Consider the following 15,561-nt stretch of genomic DNA (forward strand, 5'->3'; position numbering starts at 1 on the left):
GGCTCAGCAGCGCGGCACGGGCTTGCTGTACGAGGTACTGCTGGGCGTGGCCACATAGTGGTCCGACACATAGTGGCCGTTGTCGAGCCGGTCCCAGATCCTGGTGGTGCCGACCGTCGAACCGGACCGCTGGCAGGTGACCCACGCCAGGGCTCCGCCGGGCGAGGTGCCGACCGCGGAGTACCCCACGCCGGGGCCGCTGCGCTCGGTCACGCCTGCCGGGGCGGTCACCTGGTACGGGTAGGCGCAGCGGGGCAGCGGCGCGCTGTAGCCGGTGCCGGAGGGGGTACTGACGTAACGGTCCGAGACATAGCCGCCGTTGGTGAGCCTGTCCCACACGGACGTGGTGCCGACCTTGGTGCCGGGCGTCTGGCAGACGACCTTCAGGGTCGCGCCGGGGGCGTAGGTCGCGGTGACGGGGTAGCTGGTCGCGGGCCCGGTGCGGGCGTTGAGCGGGGTCGTGCTGGTCACCTTGTACGGGTACGCCACCGTGGCGACGGGCGCGTCGAGCCGGTCGGTGTCGATGTTGAGGGTCACTCCCCCGTAGGTCTCGTCGTGGCCGCCGCGGAACTGCTTGGCGCGCTGGTGGACGGCCCACTTGGAGTCGGCGATGCCGGCCCAGCCCTTGAGGGAGTCGACGCTGTCGTAGCGCGCGATCCACAGGGCGTCCGGGCGTGCGTAGGCCGTGGACGTGTAGACGTCGGCGAGTTGGCGGGCGCCCAGGTTGAGGTTCATATAGACGCCGGAGACATAGCCGAGCCGGTGGAGTTCCTTGGTCCAGGCGGAGACATAGGTCAGGACGGCCGTGCGGCAGGTGCCGTCGGTCTGGTCGTAGTGCTCGATGTCGTTGTAGAGGGCGCTGCCGGGCAGCATGCCGAGGGCCTTGGCCGCGGCGATCGCCTCCGTGGCTGCCGCGGTGCCCTGCGAGCGGGCCGTGGCCGGGCTCGTGCTGATCTTGGCGTCGGACGGCCGTGCCCCGCACGGCGGTTGCAGGCCCTTGTGTATGGGCAGCAGGCGCCACTTCAGCCCGGTCACGGAGGCCACCCAGGACGCGGTCAGCTGCGGCTGGGCGCACGTACGGTTGACGCCGGAGACATAGACGCCGAGGGCGCGGTAGGGCGAGGCGTTCCAGGCCTGCACGGTGGTGAGCGGCGGGGCCGTGCAGGCGTCGAAGGCGAGCCCCGAGTAGCGGGTGGCGGTCGCTCCCGCCGGATAGCCGACCGGCGTGGCCGGTTCGGCCGCGGCGACGGGAGCGACCGCGAGTGCAGAGGCGCCGCCGAGGAGGCAGGCCGAGGCGACGGCGAGGAATCTTCGCAGGGCAGAGCGTGAGTACGGCATGGGACCCCCCTGAGCGGTATGGCCGAGTTCGCTCGCCCTCACGTTCGCGTCCCCAAGTCCCCGCTGTCCACAGGCGTGCAAGAAGTTCACCCATTACGATGCGCGCCCGCGCCCTGCCGGAGCTCCGGCAGGGCGCGGGCGCGGCCGTGTCACCCGAGGACTTGCTCAGCGCGCGTCGGTGAAGGTCTCCCCCCGCTCCGCCTTCTCGACCAGCAGGGCGGGCGGCTGGAACCGCTCGCCGTAGCGCTCGGCGAGTTCACAGGCGCGTGCCACGAAACCGGCGACCCCTCCCTCGTAGCCGTTGATGTACTGGAGCACACCGCCGGTCCAGCCCGGGAAGCCGATGCCGAAGATGGAGCCGATGTTGGCGTCGGCGACGGACGTCAGGACGCCCTCTTCGAGGAGCCGGACGGTGTCGAGCGCCTCGGAGAAGAGCATGCGCTCCTGCATGTCCCGGAACGGGATCTGGTGTCCGGGCTCGGTGAAGTGCTCGCGCAGCCCCGGCCACAGCCCGGCCCGCTTGCCGTCCTCGCCGTACTCGTAGAAGCCCGCGCCGCCGCTGCGTCCGGGGCGCCCGAACTCGTCGACCATGCGGTCGATGACGGCCTCGGCGGGGTGCGCCTGCCAGGTGCCGCCCGCCTCCTCGACGGCCCGCTTCGACTCGTTGCGGATCTTGCGCGGCAGGGTCAGGGTCAGCTCGTCCATCAGGGAGAGCACCTTGGCCGGGTAGCCGGCCTGGGCGGCCGCCTGCTCGACCGACGCGGGCTCGATGCCCTCGCCGACCATCGCGACACCCTCGTTGATGAAGTGGCCGATCACCCGCGAGGTGAAGAAGCCGCGGGAGTCGTTGACGACGATGGGCGTCTTGTTGATCTGCCGGACCAGGTCGAAGGCGCGCGCAAGGGCCTCGTCGCCGGTGCGCTCGCCCTTGATGATCTCGACGAGCGGCATCTTGTCGACGGGCGAGAAGAAGTGCAGTCCGATGAAGTCGGCCTGGCGCTCCACGCCTTCGGCGAGGGCGGTGATGGGCAGGGTGGAGGTGTTGGAGCAGAGCAGCGCGTCGGGGGCGACGACGCTCTCGATCTCCTGGAACACCTTGTGCTTGAGGGTCGTGTCCTCGAAGACGGCCTCGATGACCGCGTCGCAGCCGGCGAGGTCGGCCGCGTCGGCGGTGGGCGTGATGCGGGCGAGCAGCGCGTCGGCCTTCTCCTGGCTGGTACGGCCCTTGGCGACGGCCTTGGCGCACAGCTTCTCGGAGTAGCCCTTGCCCTTCCGCGCCGCCTCGGCCGACACATCCTTCAGGACGACGTCGATGCCCGCGCGGGCGCACGAGTAGGCGATGCCCGCGCCCATCATGCCGGCGCCGAGGACGGCGACCTTGCGGACCTTGCGCGCCTCGATGCCCTTGGGGCGGTTGGCGCCGGAGTTGACGGCCTGGAGGTCGAAGAAGAACGCCTGGATCATGTTCTTCGAGGTCTGGCCCGCCGCCAGCTCGACGAAGTAGCGGGCCTCGATGACCTGGGCGGTCTCGAAGTCGACCTGGGAGCCCTCGACGGCGGCCGCGAGGATGTTGCGCGGGGCCGGGTAGGGCGCGCCGCCCGTCTGCTTGCGCAGGGTGGCCGGGAAGGCGGGCAGGTTGGCCGCGAACTTCGGGTTGGCCGGGGTGCCGCCCGGAATCCGGTAGCCCGGCTTGTCCCAGGGCTGCTGCGACTCGGGGTTGGCGTCGATGAAGGCGCGGGCCTTGGCGAGCAGTTCCTCGGGCGTTGCGGCCAACTCGTGGACGAGACCGTTGTCCTGGGCGCGCCGCGCGTTGTACTGCGTGCCCTGGAGGAGGACCTTCAGCAGCGCGTCGGCGATGCCCAGCAGGCGTACGGTGCGCACGACTCCGCCGCCGCCGGGGAGCAGGCCGAGGGTGACCTCGGGGCAGCCGATCTTGGTGCCGGGGGTGTCGAGGGCGACGCGGTGGTGGCAGGCGAGGGCGAGCTCGAAGCCGCCGCCCAGGGCCGCGCCGTTGATCGCCGCGACGACCGGCTTGCCCAGGGTCTCGATGCGGCGCAGGTTGCGCTTGATGGCGAGGCCGCCGTCGAGCAGGTCCTGGGCGGTTTCGGGGGTGACGCGGATGAGGTCGCGCAGGTCGCCGCCCGCGAAGAAGGTCTTCTTGGCGGAGGTGAAGATGATGCCGCGGATGGAGTCCTGCTCCGCCTCCAGGCGGTCCGTGATCGCGGCGAGCGAGTCGCGGAAGGCCGCGTTCATGGTGTTCGCGGACTGGTTGGGGTCGTCGAGGACGAGGGTGACGACGCCGGTGTCGTCCTGTTCCCAGCGGATGGTGGTGCTCTCGGTCATGTCAGGGGTCTCCGTTGAGGTCTGAAGTCTCTGCTGCCGCTGGGGACTAGATGCGCTCGACAATGGTGGCGATGCCCATGCCGCCGCCCACGCACAGGGTGGCGAGGCCGTACCGCTTGTCCTGGCGCTCCAGTTCGTCGATGAGCGAGCCGAGGATCATCGCGCCGGTGGCGCCGAGCGGGTGGCCCAGCGCGATCGCGCCGCCGTTGACGTTGACCTTGTCCAGGGACAGGCCCATGTCCTTGACGAAGCGCAGCACGACGGCCGCGAACGCCTCGTTGATCTCGACGAGGTCGATGTCGTCGATGGTCAGCCCGGCCTTGGCGAGCGCCTTGCGGGTGGCGGGCGCGGGCCCGGTGAGCATGATGGTCGGCTCGGAGCCGGAGACGGCGGCGGAGACGATCCGCGCGCGCGGGGTGAGGCCGTAGCGCTCGCCGACCTCCTTGGAGCCGATCGCGACCAGCGAGGCGCCGTCCACGATGCCGGAGGAGTTGCCCGCGTGGTGGACGTGGTCGATCTTCTCGACCCAGTGGTACTTCTGCAGGGCCACCGCGTCGAAGCCGCCCAGCTCGCCGATGTCGGCGAAGGACGCCTTCAGCTTGGCGAGCGAGTCGGCGGTGGTGCCGGGGCGCGGGAACTCGTCGTGGTCGAGGACCACGAGTCCGCTGCGGTCCTTGACGGGGACGACGGAGCGCTCGAAGCGGCCCTCCTTCATGGCGGTGGCCGCACGCTCCTGCGAGAGGGCCGCATATTCGTCGACGTCGCGCCGGGAGAAGCCCTCGATGGTGGCGATCAGGTCGGCGCCGATGCCCTGTGGCACGAAGTTGACGGCGAGGTTGGTCATGGGGTCGTTGAACCAGGCGCCGCCGTCCGATGCCATCGGCACCCGGGACATCGACTCCACGCCGCCGGCCAGGACGAGGTCCTCCCAGCCGGAGCGCACCTTGGCGGCGGCGAGGTTGACGGCTTCCAGGCCGGACGCACAGAAGCGGTTCTCCTGGAGGCCCGCCACGGTGTCCGGCAGTCCGGCCGCGATCGCCGCGATCCGGGCGATGTCCGAGCCCTGGTCGCCGACCGGGCCGACGACGCCGAGGACGATGTCGTCGACGGCGGCCGGGTCGAGGCCGGGGAAACGGTCACGGATCTCGTGGATGAGTCCGACGACCAGGTCGATGGGCTTCGTGCCGTGCAGGGCGCCGTTCGCCTTGCCGCGGCCGCGCGGAGTGCGGATCGCGTCGTACACGTACGCTTCGGTGCTCACTGACAAGCCTTTCCGGGAGGGTGAGGGTTTTTCAGAGCCAGCTCTTGACGGTCTCGACCAGGCGGGCCGGTTCCGGGCCCACAGGGACGACGTTCAGCATCGTCACGCCCGCCTCGCGGAACGCGGCGACGCGCTCACGGACGTAACCCTCCGGGCCGCACAGCGACATGAGCTCGCAGAGTTCGTCCGGGACGGCCGCCTCGGCCTCCTTCTTGCGGCCGGACAGGTACAGCTCCTGGATGAGCCGCGCTTCCTTCTCGTAGCCGTACGCGACGGCGAGGTCGTTGTAGAAGTTCTTGCCGGGCGCGCCCATGCCGCCGACGTACAGGGCGATCTTGGGGCGGGCGAGGTCCCGTACGGCGGCCGCGTCCTCGCCGATGGCGAGCAGCCCGCCCGCGACGATCCGCAGCGGCTCCAGGGCGGGGTCGCGGCGGGCGGCGCCTTCCGCGAGCGGGGTCCCCCACACGTCCTTGGCCTTCTCGGGGACGAACAGGGTGGGCAGCCAGCCGTCGGCGATCTCGGCGGTCATACGGACGTTGGCGGGGCCGAGGGAGGCGACGTACAGGGGCACCGCGGGGCGCACGGGCTTGGTGAGGAGCTTCAGGGGCTTGCCGAGGCCGCCGGGCCGGGGCATGTCCGTGATGCCGTGGTGGTCGATGACCTCGCGGCGCAGGATGCGTCGGGTCAGCTCGATGGTCTCGCGGGTGCGGCCGAGGGGCTTGTCGTACGCCTTCCCGTGCCAGCCCTCGACCACCTGCGGGCCGGAGGCGCCGAGCCCGATGACGGCGCGGCCGCCCGACATGGCGTCGAGGCCGGCGGCGGTCTGGGCGATCAGGGCCGGGGTGCGGGAGTAGACGTTGAGGATCGCGGAGCCGATCTTCATCCGTTCGGTGCGGGCGGCCAGATAGCCCATGATCGTGGGGGCGTCGAAGCCGTACGCCTCCGCGACCCAGACGGCGTCGAGGCCCGCCGACTCCAGTGCGGCGGCCTGGTCCGCGGCCGTGCGCGGGTCGCTCGCGTAGTCGAGGGGGATCGAGAGTTCCATCAGTCGCCGTCCTTCTCGGGGTCGGTGATGAGCCGGGGTACGTCCCAGTCGCGGGCCACTTCCGCGGTGTCGGCGCCCGGCAGGACGGGGCCGGTGCGGACGGCGGTGGGGGTCTCGGTGAAGCGCGGGGCCGGCGCGGGCTGGGTGATGCCGCCGTGGTCGGTGAAGGTGCCGCGGGCGGCGAGGTGCGGATGGTGCGGGGCCTCGCGCAGGGACAGGACGGGCGCCACACAGGCGTCGGAGCCCTCGAAGACGGCCGTCCACTCGTCCTGGGTACGGGACTTGAAGCGGGCGGCGACGCGCTCGCGCAGCTCGCCCCAGCGGGTCCAGTCCTTGCGGGCGGGGGCCAGCTCGTCGAGGTCCATCAGATGCAGGAACTCCTCGTAGAACTGCCGCTCCAGGGCGCCGACCGCCATGTATCTGCCGTCGGCGGTCTCGTAGGTGCCGTAGTAGGGGCAGCCGCCGTCCAGGAGGTTGGCGCCGCGCCGGTCCTGCCAGCCGCCGGCGGCCAGCATGCCGTGGATCATCGCGGAGAGGTGCGCGGCGCCGTCCACGATGGCGGCGTCGACGACCTGGCCGGTGCCGGTGGCGCGCGCGTGGTGCAGGGCGGCGAGGACACCGACGACCAGGTAGAGGGAGCCGCCCGCGTAGTCGCCGACCAGGTTCGCGGGGATGGCCGGGGGCTCGTCCGGGGCACCGATCATGCCGAGGGTGCCGGTGAGGGCGATGTACGCGATGTCGTGGCCGGCGCGCTGGGCGAGGGGGCCCTCCTGGCCCCAGCCGGTCATCCGGCCGTAGACCAGCCGCGGATTGCGGGCTTGGCAGTCCTCGGGGCCGACGCCGAGGCGCTCGGCGACGCCGGGGCGGAAGCCCTCGATGAGGATGTCGGCCCGTTCGACCAGGTCGAGGACGCGCGTCGGGCCGTCCGCCGACTTCAGGTCGACGAGCACCGAGCGCTTGTTGCGGTTGGTGATGTCGTACGCCGGGTCGATGCCCAGGCCGTTGCCGCCCGGCCGGTCCACCCGTACGACGTCGGCGCCCAGGTCGGCGAGGAGCATCGCGGCGAACGGGCCGGGTCCGATCCCGGCCAGCTCGACCACGCGCACGCCCGTGAGCGGGCCCTGTCCCGGCGTCGCCGTCCTGGCCGTCCTCATGCCGCCCCCAGTCATGTGACACAACTGATGTAACACCAGTGATGCTAAGAACGTGTTCCACCCGGCACAAGGCCTGGCGAGCAAGCGCTTAGCCAAGTTACCCGGAAGTCCGCTCGCCCAGCGTGGTCCGCGGGAGGTCAGCGTGCGTCGAGTTCCGCTATGAGCCTCTTGGGGGCGATCCCCGATAGCTCTCGCCCGGCAGCCCGAGAGCGAACTCTCGTACTTTCTCCCACTTCTTCAGGGCGTTGCTGGACACGACCATCGGCTGCCTCCGGGCTGGTCGTCGGGCTCCGCACCCCTCACGCTAGCCTCAGCCACCGACAGCGGCGCGGGTTGCACGACCGAGAGGTGTCATGAGCAGGCTGAGCAGGACGGACCGTCCGTACGACATCGTGCTCTTCGGAGCCACGGGCTTCGTCGGGACGCTCACCGCGGAGTACCTGGCCACACACGCCCCCGAGGACCTGCGCTGGGCGATCGCCGGCCGTGACGAGAGCCGGCTGCGGGCGCTGCGCGAGCGGCTGCCGGGCGGTGCGGAGGTCGGGGTGCTCCGGGCGGACGTCACCGAACCCGGGACGCTGCGCGAACTGGCCGGGCACGCGCGCGTGGTGGCCTCGACCGTCGGGCCGTACGTCCGCTACGGCGAGGAACTCGTCGCCGCCTGCGCGGACAGCGGTGCGGACTATCTCGACCTCACGGGCGAGCCCGAATTCGTGGACCTGATGTACGTCCGCCACGACGCACGCGCGCGTGAGACCGGCGCCCGGCTGGTGCACGCCTGCGGTTTCGACTCGGTGCCGCACGACCTGGGGGCGTACTTCACGGTCCGGCAGCTGCCCGAGGGCGTACCGCTGACGGTGGACGGATACGTGAGCGCCGACGCCACCTTCTCCGGCGGCACCCTCGCCTCGGCACTGACCCAGATGGGGCGCGGCCGGCAGATGCTCGCCGCCGCGCGCGAGCGCGGCCGTCACGAGCCGCGGCTGATGGGCCGCAGGGCTTCGGCGCCGACCGGTGCGCCACGGTTCGCCAAGGAGATCGGCGCCTGGGCCCTCCCCCTGCCGACCATCGACGCGCAGATCGTCCGGCGGTCGGCGAAGGCCGTGGACCGGTACGGCCCGGACTTCCGCTACCGGCACTACGCGGCCGTCAAGCGGCTGCCCGTCGCCCTGGGCTCGGTCGCGGCCGTGGGCGCGGTGGTCGCCGCCGCTCAGCTGCCGCCCGCCCGGCGCTGGCTGTCGGACCGGCTCAAGCCCGGGGACGGGCCGAGCGCCGACAAGCGCGCGAAGAGCTGGTTCTCGGTCAGGTTCGTCGGCGAGGGCGGCGGCCGGCGCGTGTTCACGGAGGTCCGCGGCGGCGACCCCGGTTACGACGAGACGGCGAAGATGTTCGCCGAGTCGGCCCTGTCCCTGGCCTTCGACGACCTCCCGCCGACGGCCGGCCAGGTCACCACGGTCCAGGCGATGGGCGACGCCCTGACCGAGCGGCTGCGCACGGCGGGGATCACGTTCAGGGTGGCGGCGACCTTCTAGCGGCGGCTAGAGCGGCCACCCCAGTACGGTGTAGATCATCCCGCCTATCCAGCCGAGCCCCGCCAGCACGGCGAGGACCAGCGCGGCCGTCACGGCGCGCTCGACGGGGCGGTTGGGGTCTGCGAGGGGCTTTGCGGCACGTGATGTCGTCATGCGCCACAGCGTGCCGGTCGCTGCGGGGCCGTCACATCCGTACAGCTACTCACACGACGTACTCAGGCGTCGTACTCAGACGTCGTACTCAGCCGGCGGCCAGTCCCCCAGCGCTTCCGCGATGCGGTCCCGTACGGCCGGATCGTGCGCGGCGGTGGCGAGCCGGACCGCGATGGGGCCGATCTGCCACCCCGCGTGGTAGTCGAAGAACGGCGGGGGTCCCGCCTCGTTGTGGGCGAGCTTGCCGACCAGCTCCGCGAGGCGGACCAGGAGTTGCTGCTCCTGCGTCGGATGCTCCCAGGCCGCGAGTCCTCGCCCGCGCACCAGCTCGAACACCTCGCGCCCCCGGCTCCAGCGGTCGCGGTCGTCCGCGAGGTCCAGCGCGGCGTCGATCTCCGGTGTCCGGCCCAGCCCCTCCGCCGCCGCCCGGAGCACCCGGCCCGCCCAGACGACGGGAAGGGGCTGGCGCTCGAACAGGGAACGGCCCCAGCTCCGTTCGGGATCCGCGGCCGCATGCTCGACGAGAGGGCTCCGCCCGCGCGTCGCCTCACGAAGCGCGCGCCGGCAGAGCGCGTCCGCCCGGCGCGTTGTCTCCGGGAGCCGGTACTGCGGGGTGAGCGCGAGGGTGTGGGCGCAGGCGTTGTCCAGGCTCACCCGGTGGCCGACGGAGACGAAGACCGGCTTGACGGAGTCCCGGGTGCGCAGGGCGCGTCCGACCTCCTCGGTGCCCGCGAGGAGCGGGGTGCCGCTGCCACGCCGCGGGTCCGGGTCGTCGTACATGAAGGTGAACGGGTTCTTGGCGACGCCGATGGTGGGTAGTCCGGTGAGCACGCCGAGGTGGCTGGCGAGGCCGAAGCGGCGCGGGTGGGCCAGTCCGTAGCCGTCGCAGACCACCAGGCCCGGCGGTTGGGGAAGGGCGTCGAGGGCGGCCAGGACGGTGGGGATCTCGCGAAAGGCGAGCAGCCCGGGGACGTACGGGAAGGAGATCCGCCCGACGGCCGTCGCCTCGGCCACCACGTCCAGCGTCGCCGCGTCCAGCACGACGGCCGCGGCCGCGACGACGTCCCGCTCGTCGTCGTAGGCGACGTCGACCCCGGTGACGTACCCCGTCCCGGGCGGCGGCCCCGGCTCGTCCAGCACCACCCGTCCGCGCAGTTCGTCCTGTACGGCGCGGGCCTGCTCCTCGGTCGCGGGCCAGCCCGCGGGCACGCGTACGGTCGTCATGGTGGGGTCGACTGTACGGGCCCGGCCGGCCGCGCGGCCGCCCAGGGGTAGGCTCGTGATCATGTTCGTACTGGACCTGATCTACACCGCACCGCTCGAGGCCGTGGACGCCGTGATGCCGGCACACGTGGCATGGCTCGACGAGCAGTACGAGAAGGGCCTCTTCCTCGCCTCCGGGCGCAAGGACCCCCGCGAGGGCGGGGTGATCCTGGCCGTCGCGGAGGACCGCGCGCGTATCGAGGAGCTCGCCGCGGGCGATCCGTTCGTCGCCGCCGGGGTGTGCGCCTACCGCATCACGGAGTTCATCGCCACCAAGACGGCGCCCGGGCTGGAGCGCTACCGCGAGACGCTCGGCTGAGCGCGCGGGCTCAGCTCTTCTTCCCGCCCAGCGCGCGCCGCAGCTGCTCCTTGTTCATGTCCGAACGGCCCTTGACGTTGCGCTGCTTGGCCTCCTCGTACAGCTGGTCGTAGGTGGGCCCCTGGGCACCCTGGTGGGACCGCCTGCCGCCGCGCTCGCCGGACGACATGTCCTGGGTCGAGGTGCGACTGGCGGTCTTCGACTCACCGGCCCTGGCGCGTTCCTTGTTGACCGTCCGCGCCGCGATCTCCTCGGCGCGCTCGGTGCTCTCGCCCCGGTCCAGGGCGCTCTGCTTGATGTGCTCGTACTGACGTTCGCGCTTGGGACTGGCACCGCGTGGCACGGCCGCTCACTTCCTCTCGTGTCGTGTGCGACGACCTCTCGTGTCGTGCACGACACCCGAGTACCCGCGCCGTGGCCCACCTCATCAGCTCTCCAGCCGCGCCACGCGCCCCTTCTCCCCGGCCGCCCAGCAGCCCAGGTCGGGGGTGCAGTCCACGGTGTCGTACGAGCCGGTGTCGACCGTCCGCCAGGTGCGCCCGGCGTCGGTGGTCAGGTCGGTTCCGGTGGGGCCGACGGCGAGCGCGGCGCCACGGCTGTGCGGAAGCCAGGCGGCGCCGGAGCGGTAGGCGGGCGGGGGCGCGGCGGCGGGCCGCCAGCTGCGGCCGCCGTCCGAGGTGAGCGCCGCCGCCTGTGGGGAGGGCTGGTCCGCGCGATAGTCGCCGCCGACGGCGAGGCCGTGGGTGCGGTCGCGGAAGGCGAGGGCGAACACGCCGCGGGCCGGGTCGCCGGCCGGGACCGGCGTGTCGGTGGCCGTCCAGGTCAGGCCGCGGTCCGTGGAGTGCAGCACGCGCGCGCGTGCGCCGCCGCCGGTCGCCAGCCACGCGTCCTTGGCACCGGAGGCGACCAGGCACTGACCGCTCGCCGCGAAGCCCGCCTCGCCGTCCAGCGCGGCGGGCATGCCGTCGGAGGGCAGCACCCGCCAGGTGCGGCCGCCGTCGCCGGTGGACAGGATGCGGAACTTTCCGTCCACCGGGTCGCTCATGGCGAGGCCGTGGCGGCGGTCGAAGAAGGAGAGGCAGTCGTAGAACGCCTTCGGGTCGGTGTTGCGGAAGGACTCCGTCCAGGTCACGCCGCCGTCGTCGGTGCGGTAGACGCGGGAGTCCTCGCCCTCGCCGATGGCCAGCACCACCGCGCGCCGCGCGTCGAACGCCTCGATGTCCCGGAACTGCAGAGCGGCCGCGCCCGGCGGAGAGACGTTCCGCCAGCTCGCCCCGCCGTCCGTGGTGCGCAGGACCGTACCGCCGGATCCGGCCACCCAGGCGGTGTCGCGGCTGACGGCGGACAGCCCGCGGTAGCGGATGTCGGGGGTGCCGGTGTCCTTGAGTTCCCAGTGCGGTGCGTGATGGCCGCCCTGCGGCGCGGCGTGCGCCGGTGCGAGCGTCAGCGCGGCCAGCGCGGCCCCGCAGGCCACCCCCGCGGCCACCATCGGGCTGGTACGGGTCGTACGTCTCGTTCGTCGCGTGCTCCCCAAGCGCCTCATGGCGGGCGAAGCTAGCCCACCGCCCCGGCGTCGTCCAGGGGGCCCGGGCGCCGCTCACGGCAGTGCGGAACACACCTGCCCCTCGCGTGCATGGACGCGGTGACCGAGGTCACTCGAAATTCGTGTGCACGGATTGGCTGATTCCGTCGTCTCTTCCAGTGCCAGGTCTCAGCCACCCGGAAGTTCGTCCAGCCGTCACGAGGGAGCAAGGCGTTGTCCATCGTCATCGAGCAGCCCGTAGAGGCCCGACTCGTCGCCGCCGCACCGCGCATGCCGAGCATTCCCGCCACGCTGCGCTACGACCGGCACGACCCGTTCGCCGTCCGGATGACCTTCCCCGCCCCGGCCACCCTGGAGGGCGTGGAGGTGTGCTGGAGCTTTGCCCGCCAGCTCCTGTCCGCAGGCCTGCACGGCCCGGAGGGCCACGGCGACGTCCGGGTGCGGCCGTACGGGTACGACCGCACCGTGCTGGAGTTCCACGCCCCCGAGGGCACCGCCGTCGTACACATCCGCACGGGCGAGATCCGCCGGTTCCTACAGGCCACGAACGAGCTCGTGCCCGAGGGCCTGGAACACCTCCAGCTGGACCTCGACCACCAACTGGCCGAATTGATGCGGGACGCCTGCTGACCCAAAGGGTGTCGTTTGGATCATCCCGGCGTCGTGGGCCCTGGCACGCACTCCTCCAAGCTCTCGGCTTCGCTCGACCAGGGGGCACCCCCATGACCCCGCTCGGGGTCGGCCAGACCGCACCGTTCGGTCACAGCCGGCCCGATCCGAACAACAGCCCCCAGCGCCCCCGCGTCAGCAGGGTGTTGAGCTCCCCGTAGTCCAGCCCCTGCTCCTGTGCCCGGTACGTCCCCGCGTCCAGCAGCTCCCGCGCCGCGCGGCGGCCGACCGCGTAGGCGGCCTGGGCCGGGCCGGACCCGGCGCTCACCCGGGCCACGCCCAGGGCGGCGAGCTCGGCGACGGACGGTGCGCCGGGGCCCGCCAGCACGTTGAGCGGTCCGTCGATGACCTCGGCGAGCGCCCTGACCGTTTCCGGGTCGACGGCCCCGGGGACGAAGATCCCGTCGCGCCCGCGGCGCGGAAGGCGGCGGCCCGCTCCAGGGTGGCGTCCACTCCCCCGGCGCCCCTCAGGAAGGTGTCGATCCGGGCGTTGACGAACAGCGGCACGCCCTGCGCGTCGGCGGCCTCGCGGGCGGCCGCGATGCTCCCCCAGACTTCGTCCGGGGGACCCCTCCCCTCTTCGTACAGCGCGTCCTCGATGTTGATGCCCACCGCGCCCGCCGCGAGCACCGCGCGGACGGTGTCGGCGACGCCCCCCGGGTCCTTCGCGTAGCCGCTCTCGACGTCGGCGCTGACCGGGACCCCTACCGCGGCGGCGATGCGCGCCACCGCGTCCAGTGCTCGGTCCCGCTCCAGCCGGTCGCCGTCGGCTGCGCCGAGGCTCCAGGCGAGCCCTGCGCTGGTGGTCGCCACCGCGGCGGCGCCGGCGTCCTCGGCGAGCCGGGCGCTCATCGCGTCCCAGGCGTTCGGCAGGACGAGCGGACGCCCCGGGATGTGCAGGGCGCAAAAAGGCCAGGGCACGGTCTCGCAGGGTGCTCTCGTTCGTCATGCGGACGACTCAACCGGCCGGCCGGGACGCGGGCTGGCAGAAATCCGACGTGCACGTGGGGCCGGTGCGGACTCGCGGCGCGGGCTCGCGATTAATTGCGTTGACGGCCCGGCGCACCCCTCGTACGTTGTTCAGCGGTCCTGTTGCCGTCGATTGGAGAAGGACGTTGCTCGTCTGAGGTCCTGAGACACCGCGTCACACCCGTCGGGTGTGTGCGTCGTGTGCGACCTCGGCGTCCGAGCCGTCCTCCGGCACAGGGCCTTCGTGTGCCCCCGGTTCCCCGTTCGCGCCCCGCGGTGTCTCGACACGCGTTCACCCCGACCGCACCCAGCAACCGCGAGGCCCTTGTGTCCACTTCTCTCAGCTGTACGTCCCTGTCCTTCGGCTGGCCCGACGGCACCTGCGTCCTCGACGGCCTCGACGTGGCCTTCGGCCCCGGCAGGACCGGGCTGGTCGGCGTCAACGGATCGGGAAAGTCGACCCTGTTGAAGCTGATCGCCGGCGAGCTCACCCCGTCGGACGGCACCGTCAAGGTGACCGGCGAGGTCGGCCACCTCCCCCAGAACGTCACGCTCGACACCGCCCTGCGTGTCGACGAGGCGCTCGGCATCGCCGCCCGGCGGGCCGCACTGCACGCCATCGAGGCGGGCGACGCGTCCGCGGAGCACTTCGAGACGGTCGGCGACGACTGGGACGTCGAGGAGCGCGCGCTCGTCACCCTCGGTGAACTCGGTCTCGGGCACATCGGCCTGGACCGCACGGTCGGCGAGGTGTCGGGCGGCGAGTCGGTACTGCTCCGCCTGGCCGCGCTGCTGCTGCGCCGCCCGGACGTGCTGCTGCTCGACGAGCCCACCAACAACCTGGACCTGTACGCGCGCAGGCGGCTGTACGCGGCCGTCTCGTCCTGGCCGGGCGTGCTGGTCGTCGTCAGCCACGACCGCGAGCTCCTCGAACTGGTCGACCAGATCGCGGATCTGCGTGCCGGGGAGATCACCTGGTACGGCGGCAACTTCTCGGCCTACGAGGAGGCCCTCGCCGTGGAGCAGGAGGCGGCCGAACGCATGGTGCGGGTCGCCGAGGCGGACTTTCGCAAGCAGAAGCGCGAACTGGTGGACGCCCAGGTCAAGCTGGCCCGCCGCAAGCGCTACGGGCAGAAGATGTGGGAGCAGAAGCGTGAACCGAAGATCGTGATGGGGGCACGCAAGCGCGCGGCGCAGGAGTCCGCGGGCAAGCACCGCATCATGCACGAGGAGAGGCTCGCCGAGGCCAAGGACCGGCTCGACGATGCGGTGGACGCCGTACGGGACGACGACGAGATCCGCGTCGACCTGCCGTACACGGCCGTGCCGCCGGGCCGGAACGTGCTCACTCTGCGCGGCCTGGAACCGGCGTACGGGGCGCGCGTCAACGGCATCCTCGACCTGCGCGGTCCCGAGCGGATCGCGCTGATCGGGCGCAACGGCGCGGGCAAGACGACCCTGCTGCGCACCATCGCCGGGGAGCTGGCGCCGGTGGCGGGCGAAGTGGAGGCGCATGTGCCGCTGCGGTTCCTGCCGCAACGGCTGGACGTCCTCGACGGCGAGCTGTCCGTCGCCGAGAACGTGGCCCGGTTCGCGCCGGGCGCCACCAACAACCGGATCCGGGCGCGTCTGGCCCGCTTCCTGTTCCGGGGCGCCCGCGCCGACCAGAAGGCGGCCACGCTGTCCGGCGGCGAACGCTTCCGGGCGGCCCTGGCGGCACTGATGCTGGCCGAGCCCGCGCCGCAGCTCCTGCTGCTCGACGAGCCGACGAACAACCTGGACATGGCGAGCGTGCGCCAGCTCACTACCGCCCTGGATTCCTACGAGGGCGCGCTGATCGTGGCCGGCCACGACCTGCCGTTCCTCAGGTCCCTCGGCATCACCCGCTGGCTGCTCCTGGAGGAGGGAGAACTGAAGGAGACGACACCCGAGGAGGTCGGGGACCCGGCCTGACCGTCCCCTTGGAGCGCCT

General features: G+C 72.4%; 12 protein-coding genes and 2 pseudogenes. 4 read left to right on the forward strand and 10 right to left on the reverse strand.

What is annotated here, in order from left to right; translation table 11 throughout:
* Positions 1 to 3: 3 nt before the first annotated feature.
* The 5 genes from ACFY1J_RS16730 to ACFY1J_RS16750 all read right to left on the reverse strand — a co-directional run bounded on the left by ACFY1J_RS16730 (position 4) and on the right by ACFY1J_RS16750 (position 7,141).
* Positions 4 to 1,338, reverse strand: coding sequence for a glycoside hydrolase domain-containing protein (locus tag ACFY1J_RS16730; RefSeq protein ID WP_390705528.1), 1,335 nt, complete (start codon positions 1,336 to 1,338; stop codon positions 4 to 6).
* A 165-nt stretch (positions 1,339 to 1,503) separates the two neighbouring features.
* On the reverse strand, positions 1,504 to 3,681 hold the full coding sequence (locus ACFY1J_RS16735; RefSeq protein ID WP_390731401.1) for a 3-hydroxyacyl-CoA dehydrogenase NAD-binding domain-containing protein: 2,178 nt from the start codon (positions 3,679 to 3,681) through the stop codon (positions 1,504 to 1,506).
* A gap of 46 nt (positions 3,682 to 3,727) precedes the next feature.
* Positions 3,728 to 4,942 (reverse strand): acetyl-CoA C-acetyltransferase, encoded by a 1,215-nt coding sequence (locus tag ACFY1J_RS16740; RefSeq protein ID WP_390705526.1) that lies wholly within the window; start codon positions 4,940 to 4,942, stop codon positions 3,728 to 3,730.
* 31 nt (positions 4,943 to 4,973) lie between these two features.
* Positions 4,974 to 5,987 carry an LLM class F420-dependent oxidoreductase gene (locus ACFY1J_RS16745; RefSeq protein WP_390705525.1) on the reverse strand — a complete coding sequence of 338 codons (1,014 nt, stop codon included), beginning with the start codon at positions 5,985 to 5,987 and terminating at the stop codon, positions 4,974 to 4,976.
* Positions 5,987 to 7,141, reverse strand: coding sequence for a CaiB/BaiF CoA transferase family protein (locus ACFY1J_RS16750; RefSeq protein ID WP_390705524.1), 1,155 nt, complete (start codon positions 7,139 to 7,141; stop codon positions 5,987 to 5,989). The genes ACFY1J_RS16745 and ACFY1J_RS16750 overlap by 1 nt, the downstream gene beginning before the upstream one ends.
* A gap of 353 nt (positions 7,142 to 7,494) precedes the next feature.
* On the opposite strand from ACFY1J_RS16750, the gene ACFY1J_RS16755 reads away from it, so the two are divergent.
* Entirely contained in the window at positions 7,495 to 8,673 is a 1,179-nt protein-coding gene (locus ACFY1J_RS16755) for a saccharopine dehydrogenase family protein (protein ID WP_390705523.1), read from the forward strand.
* Between the two features lie 6 nt (positions 8,674 to 8,679).
* Here ACFY1J_RS16755 and mmpA read toward each other — a convergent pair whose 3' ends face one another.
* Both mmpA and ACFY1J_RS16765 read right to left on the reverse strand, forming a co-directional pair.
* On the reverse strand, positions 8,680 to 8,826 hold the full coding sequence (mmpA, locus tag ACFY1J_RS16760) for a morphogenic membrane protein MmpA (protein ID WP_390705522.1): 147 nt from the start codon (positions 8,824 to 8,826) through the stop codon (positions 8,680 to 8,682).
* A 540-nt stretch (positions 8,827 to 9,366) separates the two neighbouring features.
* Positions 9,367 to 10,050 (reverse strand): annotated as a pseudogene (locus ACFY1J_RS16765) (endonuclease V); the annotation flags it as partial.
* A 61-nt stretch (positions 10,051 to 10,111) separates the two neighbouring features.
* On the opposite strand from ACFY1J_RS16765, the gene ACFY1J_RS16770 reads away from it, so the two are divergent.
* A complete protein-coding gene (locus ACFY1J_RS16770; protein WP_390705521.1) occupies positions 10,112 to 10,408 on the forward strand; it encodes a YciI family protein in 297 nt (98 codons plus the stop codon).
* 10 nt (positions 10,409 to 10,418) lie between these two features.
* Here the strand turns inward: ACFY1J_RS16770 and ACFY1J_RS16775 are convergent, their stop codons facing one another.
* Positions 10,419 to 10,751, reverse strand: coding sequence for a plasmid stabilization protein (locus ACFY1J_RS16775; RefSeq protein WP_390705520.1), 333 nt, complete (start codon positions 10,749 to 10,751; stop codon positions 10,419 to 10,421).
* Positions 10,752 to 10,835: 84 nt separating this feature from the next.
* The gene (locus tag ACFY1J_RS16780) at positions 10,836 to 11,897 is read right to left on the reverse strand and encodes a WD40/YVTN/BNR-like repeat-containing protein (RefSeq protein ID WP_390731498.1); all 1,062 of its coding nucleotides are present in this window, start codon (positions 11,895 to 11,897) and stop codon (positions 10,836 to 10,838) included.
* A gap of 267 nt (positions 11,898 to 12,164) precedes the next feature.
* On the opposite strand from ACFY1J_RS16780, the gene ACFY1J_RS16785 reads away from it, so the two are divergent.
* On the forward strand, positions 12,165 to 12,581 hold the full coding sequence (locus tag ACFY1J_RS16785) for an SsgA family sporulation/cell division regulator (RefSeq protein ID WP_390705519.1): 417 nt from the start codon (positions 12,165 to 12,167) through the stop codon (positions 12,579 to 12,581).
* Between the two features lie 130 nt (positions 12,582 to 12,711).
* Here the strand turns inward: ACFY1J_RS16785 and ACFY1J_RS16790 are convergent.
* Positions 12,712 to 13,472: pseudogene (locus tag ACFY1J_RS16790) on the reverse strand (isocitrate lyase/phosphoenolpyruvate mutase family protein).
* A gap of 444 nt (positions 13,473 to 13,916) precedes the next feature.
* Between ACFY1J_RS16790 and ACFY1J_RS16795 the strand changes: the two are divergent.
* Positions 13,917 to 15,542, forward strand: a complete 1,626-nt coding sequence (locus tag ACFY1J_RS16795; protein ID WP_390705518.1) for an ABC-F family ATP-binding cassette domain-containing protein — start codon at positions 13,917 to 13,919, stop codon at positions 15,540 to 15,542.
* The last annotated feature ends 19 nt before the right edge of the window (positions 15,543 to 15,561 follow it).

Origin of the sequence: Streptomyces sp. NPDC001406 (assembly GCF_042895285.1) — a bacterium.
Taxonomy (GTDB): domain Bacteria; phylum Actinomycetota; class Actinomycetes; order Streptomycetales; family Streptomycetaceae; genus Streptomyces.